This is a genomic window from Terriglobia bacterium, from assembly GCA_020072645.1.
GTDB lineage: Bacteria > Acidobacteriota > Terriglobia > Terriglobales > Acidobacteriaceae > Angelobacter.
In genome coordinates this window covers 44,630-59,311 of the sequence record JAIQGK010000010.1, presented here as the reverse complement: position 1 = coordinate 59,311, position 14,682 = coordinate 44,630, and the positions used below count along the sequence as shown (strand labels likewise).

12 protein-coding genes are annotated in these 14,682 nt (G+C 55.2%); 7 read left to right on the top strand and 5 right to left on the bottom strand.

Going from position 1 to position 14,682, the window contains the following annotated elements; translation table 11 throughout:
* The first annotated feature begins 487 nt into the window (after positions 1–487).
* Both LAO76_14850 and LAO76_14845 read left to right on the top strand, forming a co-directional pair.
* Positions 488–4,087 (top strand): carboxypeptidase regulatory-like domain-containing protein, encoded by a 3,600-nt coding sequence (locus LAO76_14850; protein MBZ5492206.1) that lies wholly within the window; start codon positions 488–490, stop codon positions 4,085–4,087.
* A gap of 135 nt (positions 4,088–4,222) precedes the next feature.
* Positions 4,223–5,383 carry an IscS subfamily cysteine desulfurase gene (locus LAO76_14845; GenBank protein ID MBZ5492205.1) on the top strand — a complete coding sequence of 387 codons (1,161 nt, stop codon included), beginning with the start codon at positions 4,223–4,225 and terminating at the stop codon, positions 5,381–5,383.
* Positions 5,384–5,585: 202 nt separating this feature from the next.
* Here LAO76_14845 and galT read toward each other — a convergent pair whose 3' ends face one another.
* Positions 5,586–6,611, bottom strand: coding sequence for a galactose-1-phosphate uridylyltransferase (gene galT, locus LAO76_14840; protein MBZ5492204.1), 1,026 nt, complete (start codon positions 6,609–6,611; stop codon positions 5,586–5,588).
* A gap of 86 nt (positions 6,612–6,697) precedes the next feature.
* On the opposite strand from galT, the gene cysS reads away from it, so the two are divergent.
* Entirely contained in the window at positions 6,698–8,164 is a 1,467-nt protein-coding gene (gene cysS, locus LAO76_14835) for a cysteine--tRNA ligase (protein MBZ5492203.1), read from the top strand.
* A gap of 113 nt (positions 8,165–8,277) precedes the next feature.
* On the opposite strand, the gene LAO76_14830 is transcribed toward cysS, so the two are convergent.
* The gene (locus tag LAO76_14830) at positions 8,278–9,246 is read right to left on the bottom strand and encodes an EamA family transporter (GenBank protein MBZ5492202.1); all 969 of its coding nucleotides are present in this window, start codon (positions 9,244–9,246) and stop codon (positions 8,278–8,280) included.
* Between the two features lie 146 nt (positions 9,247–9,392).
* Between LAO76_14830 and LAO76_14825 the strand changes: the two genes are divergently transcribed.
* The 3 genes from LAO76_14825 to LAO76_14815 all read left to right on the top strand — a co-directional run bounded on the left by LAO76_14825 (position 9,393) and on the right by LAO76_14815 (position 11,528).
* Entirely contained in the window at positions 9,393–9,536 is a 144-nt protein-coding gene (locus LAO76_14825) for a hypothetical protein (GenBank protein MBZ5492201.1), read from the top strand.
* A 96-nt stretch (positions 9,537–9,632) separates the two neighbouring features.
* Positions 9,633–10,988 (top strand): acetyl ornithine aminotransferase family protein, encoded by a 1,356-nt coding sequence (locus tag LAO76_14820; protein MBZ5492200.1) that lies wholly within the window; start codon positions 9,633–9,635, stop codon positions 10,986–10,988.
* Positions 10,989–11,078: 90 nt separating this feature from the next.
* Positions 11,079–11,528, top strand: a complete 450-nt coding sequence (locus LAO76_14815) for a YraN family protein (protein ID MBZ5492199.1) — start codon at positions 11,079–11,081, stop codon at positions 11,526–11,528.
* Between the two features lie 34 nt (positions 11,529–11,562).
* Here the strand turns inward: LAO76_14815 and LAO76_14810 are convergent, their stop codons facing one another.
* The 3 genes from LAO76_14810 to LAO76_14800 form a co-directional block, all read right to left on the bottom strand.
* Positions 11,563–12,945, bottom strand: a complete 1,383-nt coding sequence (locus LAO76_14810) for a serine/threonine protein kinase (GenBank protein ID MBZ5492198.1) — start codon at positions 12,943–12,945, stop codon at positions 11,563–11,565.
* 157 nt (positions 12,946–13,102) lie between these two features.
* Positions 13,103–13,693, bottom strand: coding sequence for a CDP-alcohol phosphatidyltransferase family protein (locus tag LAO76_14805; protein MBZ5492197.1), 591 nt, complete (start codon positions 13,691–13,693; stop codon positions 13,103–13,105).
* The gene (locus LAO76_14800) at positions 13,693–13,995 is read right to left on the bottom strand and encodes a hypothetical protein (GenBank protein MBZ5492196.1); all 303 of its coding nucleotides are present in this window, start codon (positions 13,993–13,995) and stop codon (positions 13,693–13,695) included. The genes LAO76_14805 and LAO76_14800 overlap by 1 nt, the downstream gene beginning before the upstream one ends.
* A gap of 277 nt (positions 13,996–14,272) precedes the next feature.
* Here LAO76_14800 and LAO76_14795 point away from each other — a divergent pair, with 277 nt between their 5' ends.
* Positions 14,273–14,611 carry a cupin domain-containing protein gene (locus LAO76_14795; protein MBZ5492195.1) on the top strand — a complete coding sequence of 113 codons (339 nt, stop codon included), beginning with the start codon at positions 14,273–14,275 and terminating at the stop codon, positions 14,609–14,611.
* Positions 14,612–14,682: the final 71 nt, after the last annotated feature.

Genomic DNA, 14,682 nt, shown 5'->3' with positions numbered 1-14,682 from the left:
GGGACTGAGGTGTATTTGTGGCCAAAGTTTTAACCCTTCCAATTAAGCCTGAAATGCCGGATCCAGCACGTCGCAAGGCGAAGCCGAGGAAACCGGACCCACGCTATGTGGAAGGACAGCGCCTGTTGGTGGAAGCCATGAAGTATTTGATCCAGCAGGACCCGCAGCGGAACAAAGACGCTGTCTCGTTGATTTCAGAGCACTTCCGGACACGTTTTCGGATGTCAGACAGGCCTGTGGATCTCCCAAGTTTTCCACCTGAACCAAGATAAAAATCCAATTTCTTCCAAATTTTGAATATTCATCCCTTTAAAATCCACTATTGTGGATTTGGGTGCGCCTTTTTCCTCTTAAACCATTGATAACAAAGACAGATCATTGAGGAACGCCAGTTGCAATACATTCCAGAGATAACATGTGTTCCCGTGCGTGACGGGATCATGTGTTTGTAATGCTCTCAAAACTGAAAACTATGGAGATGCAAAGGATGAATCGTAAACTGCGCGACAAATTAATACTGGTCGCCACATGCTTGGCGTTGTGCATCCCGTCTTTTGGTCAGGTGCTGAAGGGTTCTATCTCCGGCACAGCGGTTGACCAGCAGGGCGCGGTAGTCTCGGGTGCGCAAGTAAAAGCCACGAACGTGGCCACTGGCACTGCATTGGCAACTACAACTGATAATTCCGGCTCGTTCCGGTTTAATCTTATCCCTGCCGGCACTTACAAGATCGAGGTCTCAGCCCAGGGGTTCAAAACAGTACAGCAAAATGACATTCTCGTTGTAGCCGGCCAGGACCGTGGCTTGGGCGCGCTTAAGCTCTCAGTCGGTGAGGCCAGCACCACGATTGAGGTTGCCGCCACGGCTCCTCTGATTGAAACCACTCAGGCGCAAGTCACCAACACCTTTTCCGGCACCACACTGACAACCTTCGCCGGCATCCAGGAGAACCAGGGATTGGATAACCTGGCATTGTTTGTGCCCGGCGTTGTCTCGGTTCGCGACAACGGGTTCTCTAACACAAACGGTGGTCAGGGATTCTCCTCCAATGGTCTGCGCGGTCGCAACAATGACCAGCAGATTGACGGCCAAAATAACAACGACAACAGCGTCGGCGGCCCCGGGCTGTTTGTCAGCGACACGGAATTTGTGCAGCAATACGTGCTCGTTACCAACAATTTCGGCCCGGAATATGGCCGCAATGCTGGTTCCGTTGTTAACATCATCACCAAGTCCGGCGGCAATGCCTGGCATGGAAGCGTTTATGAGAGTGAGAATAACTCGATTCTCAACTCGCTGAACAATAGTCAGAGGCAGGGTTTTATCACCGATGCGGCAGGCAATAACCTGACCGAGCAACCACGATTGAATGATGAATTTGGTGGATTCACAGTGGGCGGACCCATCGTGAAGAACAAGGTGTTCTTCTTCGGCGGCTTTGACCAGGAACTTATCTCTACCAAATCCATTTTCCAGAGTTCCGGCTTTGCGCCCACTCCTGCGGGACTGGCACAACTGGCGGCATGCGCTCCTGGAAGCACCGGGCTGGCTGCCTACAACAAAGTGGGGCCATACAGCATCTCTGCCGGCAATCCGACCCCGGTCGGCAATACTCCGGTTGACGTGAGTCCGGCCTGTCTGGGCATTGATTTTGCTCAGGTCCAGCGCATTGTGCAGACCCCGTTCCACGGCTTCAACTTCACCAACCGCGTCGACTATCAGCGCGGCAATGACAACTTCATGGCCCGTTACCTGTTTAATCGCGGAAACAACTTCAACATTGATTTCGGTGATGGAGCTGCCGGCTATCCGGTAAGCGTTCCGGCGTTGAGCCAGGCCATCCTGGTAGGTTGGACGCATAACCTCTCCAGCAGAATGGTCAATGAGATGCGTGTAGGCTTCAACCGCCTCAATGTTGACTTCGGCGGCAATACCCTGGGCTCCGTTCCCACTGCTGACGCGGTAGGCACGGCGGTTTCAAGGATCACGTTCCGCACCCCCGGCTTCCTTGCTGTGGGAACCGCAAATAACCTGCCCCAGAGCCGCATCGTCAACACGTGGCAGGCGCAGGACAACTGGAACTTTGTGATGGGCAAGCACACCTTTAAAGCAGGCGTGAACTATACCTTCCAGCGTTCACCCAATGTCTTCTTGCCCAACCTCAATGGTGTATTTCAGTTCCAGAACTGGGGCTCCCTGCTGACCAACACCCCCAGGACCCTTGCTCTGGCAGCGGGTGATCCGACGCTGGACTTCCGTGAGCATGACACCTTTATTTATGCCGGAGATGACTGGAAAATCGGCCAGCACCTCACCGTGAACCTGGGGCTCACTTGGTCTTATTACGGCCAGCCCGCGAACCTGTTTAACCAGATTACAGTTCCGCGTGAGTCCAACCCGGCAACCGCCCTGTGGGCCAGTACCAGTTCACCGACCACCACAGGTGACCCGGCTAGCCCTATCAATGGCCAGGCGATTCCTCTTTCCGCCCGCACATTTCCAACCTTCCCGGCGCCCAAGAACAGCTTTGGTCCGAGCGTAGGCTTCGCCTATTCTCCCCAGTGGGGCGGCTTCCTGACCGGCAATGGAAAGACAACCATCCGCGGCGGATATCGTCTGCTCTATGACCCGCCGTTCTACAACATTTACATCAACATGTCGTCTTCAGCGCCGGAAGTGTTCCTGCAGTCATTTAGCGGAGCCGCGGCCGCCAGCAAGCCGCTGCCTGCGGTCCCGAACGGCACGAACGTACGGTCACTCTATAGCAGCTTCCTGGCGAAAGGCGTCTTCGATCCGCGCCAGTTTGCGGACACCAGCTTGTCTCCGGACTTCGGACCTGATCGTGTTCACTCCTGGTCGTTGGGTTTTGAGCGCGAGCTCAGTAAGAATTCCGCCGTCGAAGTTCGTTACGCCGGCAACCACGCACTCGATCTGTTCCAGAGCGTCAACGCAAATCCGTTCGTTGCCGATCTGCTGACGGATTTCCCGAACCTGGTGCCGGCTGGCATAACTCCTTGCCCGGCCAGTCAGGCGGTTGTAGCCTCTGCTGTCGGACGAGTTAACTGCAACCAGGGCATCCAGCGCAACCGCATTAACGGCGGCAGCTCGGATTACAATGCATTGCAAACCGAATTCCGCGCCAACAATCTGTTCAAACAGCTGACAATCCGCACCGGTTACACGTTCGCCAAGACGTTGGACAATGTGTCCGAAATCTTTGCGACGTTTGGCGGCGCCACGACTGTTCCGTTTGCACAGAATCCGTTCAACACCAATTCCGGGGAACGTTCGTTCTCAGGTCTGGATATTCCTCACCAGTGGACAATCACCGCTACGGAAGAGATTCCCTTCTTCAAAGAGCAGCACGGGTTTATTGGACACGTGCTGGGAGGATGGGTAGTGAATGCTAATTATGTTCTCGCCTCCGGACAGCGCTACACGCCTGCACAACTGGGTGATGCCGCGTTTGGCTCGAATGGCGACTATTTTGACGCGAACTTCCTCATCGCCTTCAACGGCGGCGGCGTCGATCAGGCACGGCCATTCCTGGGCAACCTGAGCGCTCCGCAAACCAGCGTCGGCGTGTTCTGCGGTGATCTGCCCACGGTGACTGGCATTTCTTGCCCGGCCGGCTTTACTGATACTTCATTGATCAGTATGACGGCTATTGGCCAGACTTGCTTTAATAACTCCAACAACCCTGCCACCCCGACCACACCCTGCAACTTCGTGAACGTCACGAATAACCAGGTGCGGTTTATCATCAATGCTGCCACGGCGCAGGGTGTGTTTGGCACGCCGTTTGGCAATACTCCGCGCAACGTGGTGCAGGACGCGATTTCCAACGTCGCCAATGCATCGGTGTTGAAGCGCTTTAGAATAAGCGAACACAACTCGTTTGAATTCCGCGCCGATTTCCAGAACGTATTTAACCACCAGAACTTCTCCAGCGTTGATCCGTTCCTGGATGACGCAGGACAGTTTGGCTCGTTCAATGGTTTCGGTGATCCCAGGACCACAGCTACGGCCTATCCGGGATTCAATGGCGGTACTCGCCGCATCAACTTTGGTTTGACCTACCGGTTCTAACTTTCAGTTGATGTAACGAACCTTTCAGCCCGCCAGTTCGCTGGCGGGCTTTTTTATTGTTTCTCTGCCAATCAAATCCTGCCGCTTTTAGTAAAATCATCTCTGATGAGCAGCAACGGTCTTTCTTCCGGCACAATCAAGTTTCCGATCTACCTGGATAATCACGCCACCACGCCGCTCGATCCGCGCGTGCTGGAAGCCATGATGCCTTTTTTCACCTCGCGCTTTGGCAACGCTGCCAGCAACAGTCACTCCTTCGGATGGGAAGCCGCTGCCGCCGTGGAAAAAGCCCGCCGACAGATTGCCGCCTCAATAGGCGCATTGCCCCAGGAAATTGTTTTCACTTCAGGAGCCACTGAAAGCGATAACCTGGCCCTGAAAGGCGTGGCGGAAGGTTGCCGCGAAAAAGGCGACCACATTATCACCGCCGTTACGGAGCACAAGGCGGTCCTTGATAGTTGCAAGCATCTGGAAAAAAGCGGCTGTCGTGTTACGTACCTGCCCGTTGGCCGTGACGGCCTCATTGATCTCGACCAACTCAGAGATGCGTTCACGGATCGCACGATCCTTGTCAGCATCATGGCCGCCAACAACGAAACAGGCGTAATCCAGCCTATTGAAGAAATCGGCCGCCTCTGCCGTGAGCGCGGTGTGCTTTTCCACTCAGACGCCGTGCAGGCTCTGGGCAAGGTCCCGCTGGATGTCAACCGAGCCAATCTTGATCTGGCCTCCCTGACAGCGCACAAGCTTTATGGGCCCAAAGGTTGTGGCGCACTTTACGTCCGCCAGAACGTAGCCGGGCAGCTTGTTCCTTTAATCGACGGCGGCGGCCATGAAAACGGGTTGCGTTCCGGCACCCTCAATGTTCCCGGCATTGTTGGCTTTGGCAGAACTTGTGAAATCGCCCATGCAGAAATGCCGGAAGAGAGTTGCCGCATCGCTGGCCTGCGTAACCGTCTTCGCGATCGCCTTGTCGCAGGACTGGATCAAGTAACCATTAACGGATCCATGGAGCACAGGCTACCTGGTAATTTAAATATGAGTTTTTTGGAGGTTGACGGTGAAACACTGTTGACCGGTTTGAACGACGTTGCGCTTTCCAGCGGATCAGCGTGCTCCTCCGGCAAGACCCACGCTTCCTATGTTCTCAAGGCACTCGGCCTGAGCGACGAAGCTGCCGGAAGCGCGATACGCTTCGGCATTGGACGTTTCAACACTGAAGCAGAGATTGATTACGTTGCCGGCCGGATAATTGAGCTGGTAAAGAACCTTAGGGAAGTTTCTTCCTTGAAGTAGGATCTCCGGAGCGCACTTTTTTTTGAAGTCTCGAGCGGAGCTTTTTCCGCAGTCCCGAGCGGAGCGAGGGATCACTATGGCCTTCCAGGATCTCCCGGTCCTCCACGATGCCCAACAGTCCTTTGCATTTGCGTTCATTTGTCGGGATGCGTGGTCCTTGAAATCTCCATTAGCCAAAGGGTTCTCTCGCTCCGGCTTGAGATTACACTCCCACCGGCTGCGGCTCCGTTACTTTCGCCTCTCGCAAAAACTTGGCTGCTTCCTCCGGAGGTGTCGGGTTGATATAGAAACCGGTGCCCCACTCAAATCCTGCCGTCTTCGTTAGTTTGGGGATAATTTCCAGGTGCCAATGATAGAAGTCATTGGTATTTTCCTGCATGGGTGAGCTGTGCACCACCAGGTTGTAGGCTGGATTATCCAGCACGCGCACTGCCTTGCTCAGTACCGTGCGCAGCATGCGGGCCAGGTTCTCATACATCGTGGAAGGCGAGTTCTCAAACGCAGACTCATGCCTCTTGGGCAGGATCCACGTCTCAAACGGAAACCGCGGCGCGTACGGGCATAGCGTCACAAAATCTTGGTTTTCCGCCGCAACACGCACCTGCGCCTCTGTTTCCTGCCGGATGATGTCGCAGAAGATACATCGCTCTTTGTTGGCAAAATAACGCCGGGCGCCCTCAAGCTCTTCCACTACCTGCTTGGGCAGGATCGGCAGCGCGATTATCTGCGAATGCGGGTGCTCCAGGGACGCGCCGGCGGCTTCCCCATGGTTTTTAAAAACCAGGATGTATTTGAACCTTCGGTCCTGCTTCAGGTCCAGGATGCGGTCGCGAAACGCCCACAGCATGTCTTCCACGCGTTTTAGTGGCATGGTTGCCAGGGTTTCGCCATGATCGGGCGTTTCGATCACAACTTCATGCGCGCCTACGCCGTTCATCTTGTCAAACATTCCATCCGCTTGCCGGTCCAGATCGCCCTCAATTCCCAATGCGGGAAATTTATTGGGCACCACGCGCAAGTTCCACCCGGTGGTGTCCGGTCGCGTGTTCTCGCCGGGGCGATAAGCCAATATTTCTGGCGGCGTTGTGCTTTCATTTCCAGGGCAGAACGGGCAGAATCCGCCCTTTAGAACCACACGCTCGCGGGAAAAATCTCCGGGACGCTTGGAACGGTCAGTGGAAATAATCACCCAGCGTCCGGTAACAGGGTCTTTTCTCAGCTCAGGCACGGCTACTATCTTACAACTCTCACCGTTTATGGCGAAGGAATAGACCTGCCGGGCCAGCGTCGCGTCGTCTTTGCTACAATTTCGGTTTGCCTCTTCGACTCTACAATACGCTCTCCGGCAAGGTGGAGGAGTTTGCTCCAGCCGCGGACAATACCGTTCGCATGTATGCCTGCGGCCCCACCGTGTATGACTACGGCCATATTGGCAACTTCCGCACGTTTATTGCAGTCGATATCCTGCGTCGCTTCCTCCGCCAGAGCGGCTTCAAGCTACAGCACGTCATGAACATTACTGACGTGGATGACAAGATCATCCGCAATGCGGCGCGCGACAAGAAGACAGTCCAGGAGTACACGCGCAAATACGAAGAGGCATTTCTGGAAGATATGGGTTCTCTGAACATCGAGCGTCCGGAAAAATTGGTGCGGGCCACCGAACATATTAAGGAAATGGCGGAATTCATCGCCAAGCTTGAAAAGAAAGGTATTGCTTACCGCACTGAAGATGGTTCCTATTATTTTCGCATCGCCAAATTCCCTGAGTACGGCAAGCTCTCAAAGAAAGATTTCGCCGGCATGGAAGATGGCGCGCGCGTGGATGTGGATGAGTACGAGAAAGACAGTGCCCGTGATTTTGCCCTGTGGAAAGCCCCTAAGGAAGGCGAGGCCTTCTGGGAGAGTCCTATCGGGCCGGGGCGTCCAGGCTGGCACATCGAGTGCTCCGTGATGTCAATGAAATATCTGGGCGATAGTTTTGATCTGCATGCCGGCGGCGAAGACCTGACCTTCCCGCATCATGAAAATGAAATCGCGCAATCAGAATCGCTGACCGGCAAGATTTTTGCACGCCACTGGATGCACGTGCGCTTTCTTCTGGTGGAAGGCGAGAAGATGTCAAAGAGTCTGGGCAATTTCTATACTCTGCGCGATCTGCTGGTAAAAGGCCATAAGCCATCCGCTATTCGTTTCCTGCTCACTTCAGTTCCATACCGCAAGCAGCTGAACTTCACGTTTGCCGGCCTGGAGCAAGGCGCAAAATCCGTGGAGCGGCTGCGCACTTTTGATGCCCGTATTCGAATGTCTCAGCTTCCTGCGGGGAGCAATCCAGTTGCGCAGGAAGCGGCAGCCCAAGCTAAAAGGGAAATGCGCGCCGGCATGGAAGACGACCTGAACACCGCGTATGCCTCGGCGGCGATCTTTGACATGGTGCGCGAAGCCAACATCCTCGCTGATCGCGGCGAACTTCGCGAAGGCGACAAGACGCCCCTGCTGGAAGCCTTGCACCAATTCGATGAAATCTTTGCGGTACTGAAAGATGATGACGCGGAAAAGATGAAGGCCGCCATGGAATGGGCCCGGTCCCACGGCATCCTTAAAGACTCCGATATCCCAGATGCTATCTCAGATGCCGACGTTAATCTCCTGATCGAAGAACGCAATGCCGCCAAAAAAGCCCGCGACTTCGCTCGTTCCGATGCCATCCGCAAGCAGCTTGCCGACGCTGGGATCCTGGTAGAGGACACCAAGGATGGAACAAGATGGAAGAGGAAATAATGAAATTTGGTAAATGGGTAAATTCGTAATTTGGTAAATGAACACCGAAAAAAACATCGACAATCCAGCTTTTCAATTACCCAATTACCAAATCACTCAATTACCAATTCCCCTCAGTCTCCCGCCACATTCACAGTCTTCGGGCAAGTCTCTTCGCTCACTGGGATATCAATGGGTTCATGCTTTAGTCGTGACGTGTTAACGAGCGCTACCGAGGCGATAATAATCGCCGTCCCCAAAAGCATGTAAAGATCTACATGCTCGCGCAAAATAATCCAGCCCAGAAAGACTGCCACAATGGGATTCACGTACGCATAGGTCGCCACCTTTGGCGTAGGAACATGCTCCAGCAGATAAATGTAGGACGAGTAACCAATCCACGATCCGAACACCACAAGATATGCAATGCCGCTCAGCGCCGGTGTGCTCCAGTGAGTTTTCTGGAACTGTCCAGTCAGCAGCGCGATAACGCCGTTTATGGAACCCGCCAGCGTCATCTGCCAGGCAGCGGAAGCAAATACATCTACCGTCAGGTTGAAACGATGGGAAAACACTGATCCCAATGCCCAGAAAAACGATGCCCCAGCCAGAATCCCTGATCCAATGAGCTCAAGGTGACCCAGGTGCGTGCCAGCGGTAATCCGCGGCCACAGCAGCACCAGCAAGCCGACAATCCCTACCGCCAGCCCGATCAACCCTTTGGCGGTCATGCGGCCCGCGCGGAAGACCCATGCCTCAATCATTACGACCCAAATCGGCACCAGAGCCACGATCAGTGATGCCAGCCCACTGGAAACATACACTTCCCCCCAAAGCACTCCAATGTTGCCCGTGGAGAGCAGCAGAATCGAGATCACCAGCAGTTGCTTCAGGTCGCGGCGCGTGAGGCTGATTTTTCTTCCCATCAGCGCGCAGGCCACCAGCATGATCGGCCCCGCAATCAGATAGCGGACAGTCCCCGCCACATAGGGCGGCATGTCCCGCACAATCACCCGCATGGCCAGATAGGTGGAGCCCCAAAGGACATAGAGCAGGGCAAACGCCACAATGATTCGTGACCGATTTTGTGGGGCTGCAATCATGAGTTATCTATTCATCATGTGACGCTTCTGCCAGTCCTGTCGATGCGAAATAACTGGAAGGCACGAATCAAGCATGGAAATGCACTCTGGTAACCGTCAACCGCGTGCCATTTCGCGGTTGTTTTCAGGCTATAATAGAGATGCACATGGCTTCACGCAGCACATTGTGGTTCGCAACGCGCACGCCCAAGCGGTCTCTCGCGTGTTGGGTGGATTTTCTTGTCTGCCCTCGCCGCTACCTGGCTGTGCTGCCATCGCACGCCCGCGCCAACCTTTTCGCCGGCGACTAATCTTCCCCTACGTCCTCACTCTTTCATCGGCCTGAATGCTGTTAAACCGCTCAGGACCGAAGGCATCCACACGCAACCACTGAAAAGAGGATGAACATGGCAACGCAGACTATTTCCGCCGCCGGTCCCAAGATTCGCACCAAACTGCCCGGCCCCAAGGCGCAGGCCGTCCTGCAGGGCGACGCGCAGTATATTTCCCCTTCGTACACACGCTCCTATCCGCTGGTGGCCAAGCGCGGCCGCGGCGTGATTGTTGAGGACGTTGATGGCAATGAATTCCTGGATTTCTCCGCCGGGATCGCCGTAGTTTCCACCGGACACTGCCACCCCAAGGTCGTGGCGGCAATCCAGAAGCAGGCCGCCGAATTGATTCACATGTCCGGCACCGACTTCTACTACGAAAGTATGATCACGCTGGCGCAGCGCCTAAGCAAAGTTGCCCCCATGAGCGGCCCGATCCGCGCTTATTACGGCAACTCCGGCACAGAAGCCGTGGAAGCTGCAATGAAGCTGGCCCGCTATCACACCAAGCGCCAGGGCATCATCGCCTTTTACGGCGCGTTCCACGGACGCACCATGGGCGCGCTCTCACTCACCGCGTCCAAGGCGCAGCAGCGCCGCCGCTTTTTCCCCGTGGTCCCGGGCGTGGCGCACGTGCCATATCCAAATGTCTATCGCAAACCGGAAGGTATGACGGCGGAAGAACACATTGCTGAGTGCGTAAGCTTTATTGAAGACCGCGTCTTCAAGACCATCATGCCCCCGGAAGAATGCGCTGCGATCTTTATTGAACCGATCCAGGGCGAAGGCGGATATCTGCCTGCTCCTACGAAATTCATGCGCGAATTGCGCCGCATTTGCGATCAGCACGGCATCCTGCTCGTTGCCGATGAAGTCCAGAGCGGCGCGGGACGCAGCGGAAAATGGTGGGCCATCCAGCACACCGGCGTTGAGCCGGACATCATTACCATCGCTAAGGGAATTGCCTCCGGTATGCCGCTGGGCGTGATGCTGGCCCGCGCGGAACTTATGGACTGGGTCCCCGGATCGCATGCATCGACATTCGGTGGGAATCCTGTGTGCATTGAAGCTGCCATGGCGACCATGGACGTTCTGGAAAGCGAAGCCATCAAGAACGTGGAAGTTGTCGGCGAGCACATGATGAAGCGCCTGAGCGGCTGGGTAAAGACTCATCCCATGGTCGGAGACGTGCGCGGCCGCGGCCTGATGATCGGCGTGGAAATCGTAAAAAACAAAAAGACCAAGGCTATCGCCCATGACGAGCGTGACCGCATTGTTGAACTGGCATTTGAGCGCGGCCTGCTGTTTCTGGGCGCCGGTGAAAATTCCATCCGCATTGCGCCGCCGCTCGTTGTAACACAGGAACAAGCGGACATAGCCATGGACGTGCTGGAAGAGTGCATTGGCATCGTCGAGAAAGAAAACAAATAAGGACCCAGCCGCGAATTAGCGCGAAAACGCGAATCAAAAACAAGATTTGATATGATTCGTGTTCATTTGCGTTGATTCGCGGCTATCTTTATGTCTTCTTCAGGCACGCTTACCCGGCTCACGCTTCGCGCTCTTGATTCCTTCGCCCGGCTCTTGCCGCGCAAAGATTCTGGCCCGCAGCATCTCCACACCGGACGCCGCGGCGAGGAAGCCGCATACTTCCATCTACGCAAGCATGGCTACGTGATTATCGCGCGCAACTACCGAAGCCCGCGCAGCCGCAGTGAGCTCGACCTGGTTGGCTGGGACGGCTCAACCTTGTGCTTTATTGAAGTTAAGACCCGCACCACGCGCAACATAATGCCCGCAGAAGCCGCCGTGGATGCGGACAAACAGCGCGATCTCTCCCACGTGGCCCGTGAATTCCTGCGCAAGATCAAGAAAGACGCGCCATTCCGTTTTGACATTGTGAGCGTTTATTTCGAACCAGGTCTCGAGGCGGATATTGAGTTATTCAGAAACGCTTTTGTGATTGGCTAAGCCCGCCTTGCCTTCACCAACGGGTCATTAGATTTCAGTCCCATCGCAGGGCAAGATTTCGGCTGGAAAAGTCCACCATCAGGGTCTTCTGGCTATACGCCCGGAAGTAGCCCGGAATGGCAGTGTCATGGTCGTAGATTTGTCCTTCAGCGTCCACCTGTATGCGTACAGTATGCCGCCCCGCCGTTACCGGCAGCGTGATACCCAGGCTCTCATTCGCCGTGGGATTATGTGAAGACCTCAGCCGGGGACTTGCAATACCGTGCAGTTCATCGTGATAACGCAGGTCGCCATCCACCCATATATAAATCTCGCCGCTCTGGAATGGATACTGTCCCATAATCTGCAGCGTTGCCGGCTTTGAATGGTTAAAGCTCAAAGCCAAAAGACCGGCGCCGGCGATCAAGAGAAGTACTGCCGCCGTTAGATAGATCAGCAACGTTCTCCGGCTCCGTCCGCTTTTCTCTGCCGCGGCCTGAGGGGCCCGCGCAGTGGCCACGCCCGTTGCCGCATTCCCTTGCGATGATGAGATCACACCAATGTGCGGAACGACTTGCGTCTTCGCCGACTGAACTACCGAGCTCGGTTTCTTTCCTGCGCTCAGATCGTCCAGGTCTGCCGCCATTTCGCTGCCGCTTTGGTAGCGCATGGCAGGATCTTTGGCCAGCGCGCGGCTTAACACATAATCAACATCGATATTAAGCCCCGGCTCGATCTCGCTGGGCGGCGCAGGCTCCTTTGTTACCACCTGAACGCAGATTTCAGTGAGCGTATCGCCATCAAACGGCTTCACGCCGGTCAGTAGCCAGTAAGCAATCACGCCCAAAGAAAAAAGATCTGAGCGCCCATCCACTGCCTTGCCGTTGAGTTGCTCCGGAGACATATATGCTGGTGTCCCCACAACATGGCCGGGCAGAGTTGTTTCTGCCATTGCCACCTTGGCAATGCCAAAGTCTGCTATCTTCGGCTGGCCTTCAGCCGTAACCATGATGTTCGCGGGCTTGATGTCACGATGAACAATTGCCTGCCTGTGCGCGTAATCCAGGGCTTCAGCAATCTGCCGCAGCAGTTTTAGCGCGATCTCGCGTGGCAACTTCGTTGCCGCTGTCGCGGCAACCACACGGTCCAGCGAATCGCCTTCAACGCACTCCATCACAATGAATGGCGTGTGCGTTGCCTCGTCCTCACCCACATCATAGATGGTCACAATTCCCGGATGTGACAAGCGCCCCGCAGCCTGCGCTTCCCGGAAGAATCGTTGACGGTAATGTTCGGCATCATGCTTGGATGAAGCCGGAACCGCGATCGTCTTGATGGCCACTGTGCGGTCGATTTTTGGGTCGCGCGCGCGAAACACTGCGCCCATCGCGCCGCGTCCAAGCTCAGCGACGATCTCATAACGGCCTAGTTGGTGCATCGTTTCCATCGCGCAAATTGCCTTTGGGGGGACACCGGAATATGGCTCGGAATAGGCCCTAAACGGGGATTGCGCCGATCATAGCACGGGACATCAGCGCTATCTGCAACTTGGGCTAAACCGTTGGTGTATTGTCCGTTAGCGCAAAGAAAGGATTTTATGTGCTGCTGGCCGTGTCGTGGCTGTCCTGCTTGTTCCCAGCGGAGCGCAGGTCAAGCGCCAGGCGCAACACATAATGAACACCGGATATCGTAGTCAGGGCCACCGTGGCGTAAATGCTCCAGCGCTTCCCAAGGCGGGCCCAGTTTGAAAAATTGATCTGGTAGATGAGCGCCAGCGGCACACTCAAAATCTGCACCGCTGTGTTTGCTTTTCCGAACCAAGTCGGACGGAAGATCCTCATCGTTCCAGTGGCGTAGAGCAATGTGCAGACAATCAGGATGATAATGTCACGGCTGAACACAAGGATGGTGACCGGCCAGCGAATAATATGCGCTATTGAGAGCATCAGGAACATCGTGCTCAGCAACAGCTTGTCGGCAATAGGGTCAAGATATTGGCCCAACGTGGTTTTCTGTTTCAGCACGCGCGCCAGCAAACCGTCCAGGAGGTCAGTGATCCCCGCAACCACAAATATTCCCAGCGCCCAGGCATATTTCTGCTGCTGGATGGCCACCACCACGAATGGAACAAAGATCAGACGCAACAGCGTGAGCAAATTGGGCGCGGACTTCAGTTGGCGAAGCATCACTGCGGGTCCTGAAAAAATTTAGTCACATCAAATCCGGTCTTCGCCGCAAACTGATCCGCCAGAGACGGCAATCCCCCATTGCGGGCATCCACTTCCATTCGCTGCACGCGATGCATAGGGAAGAAAACGGTGTTGGCCGCCGTGGCTTCGCCTGCTTTTACCATCTGCATAAAATCGTCAAACGACTGCAAGTCCACTCCGCGCAAGCTGGCCCCTGCTGGCGTCAACGCCAATAGCATGCCCCAGAATTTTTCTCGCGGATTTTGCAGTGTAACCAGGACGAGCTGTCCGGAGTTCATTGTTTCTCGGGTCCTTGGGTGCGCCAGCGGCTTAAGCAGATTGCATGGGAAACGCACTTAAGGTTATCACGGGGCGGACCTAAGCGTTAACCGGTCTGGAGTTGTATTAGAGTGCTTCCGCACAAGGGGAACGGTTTCTCTACGCAGGAGGTTGACGCATGAGACCTCATCTGGCGCACCTTGTATTGGTTGCACTTGTGTTGCTGGCAAACACTTTCCGGCCGCGAACGCGATGACAGGAACCAGACGCGCCCCTTCATCGTGGATCTTTGGGCCAATGGGGATTGACGGTGAAGTGGTTTCGGGCGATCCACACAAACCCGGCGGCATTTATGTGATCCATATCCGCGAGCTGCCCGGGATGATTGTTCCACCCCATTTCCACCCTGAAGACGAGCACGTAACTATTGTCCAGGGCAAATGGGAGCCGGCCCATGGAGAAACCTTTGACCGCTCCAAGCTTCGGCCCTTCACGGTGGGTGCGTACAGCTTCATGCCCAGGCAAATGCCGCATTTCGCCTATTCTGAAGACGGCGCGATCCTGCAGGTTTTTGGCGTGGGACCGTTCAAACAGACTTTTCTGGGCGGAGAAAAGATCCTCAGCAAGTCCGAATGACCGTCAGGCCTTCAAGTTCGCAATCGGAGACAAAGTACGGCACAGCCGGGGTGAAGGAGTCGTCCTCGACG

Coding starts and splice junctions, on each gene's coding strand:
- LAO76_14810 (MBZ5492198.1), bottom strand. CDS start 12,945: ATGCACCAACTAGGCCGTTATGAGATCGTCGCTGAGCTTGGACGCGGC.
- LAO76_14830 (MBZ5492202.1), bottom strand. CDS start 9,246: ATGATTGCAGCCCCACAAAATCGGTCACGAATCATTGTGGCGTTTGCC.
- LAO76_14795 (MBZ5492195.1), top strand. CDS start 14,273: ATGGGGATTGACGGTGAAGTGGTTTCGGGCGATCCACACAAACCCGGC.
- LAO76_14805 (MBZ5492197.1), bottom strand. CDS start 13,693: ATGCTTCGCCAACTGAAGTCCGCGCCCAATTTGCTCACGCTGTTGCGT.
- LAO76_14820 (MBZ5492200.1), top strand. CDS start 9,633: ATGGCAACGCAGACTATTTCCGCCGCCGGTCCCAAGATTCGCACCAAA.
- LAO76_14800 (MBZ5492196.1), bottom strand. CDS start 13,995: ATGAACTCCGGACAGCTCGTCCTGGTTACACTGCAAAATCCGCGAGAA.
- LAO76_14850 (MBZ5492206.1), top strand. CDS start 488: ATGAATCGTAAACTGCGCGACAAATTAATACTGGTCGCCACATGCTTG.
- LAO76_14825 (MBZ5492201.1), top strand. CDS start 9,393: ATGGCTTCACGCAGCACATTGTGGTTCGCAACGCGCACGCCCAAGCGG.
- LAO76_14815 (MBZ5492199.1), top strand. CDS start 11,079: ATGTCTTCTTCAGGCACGCTTACCCGGCTCACGCTTCGCGCTCTTGAT.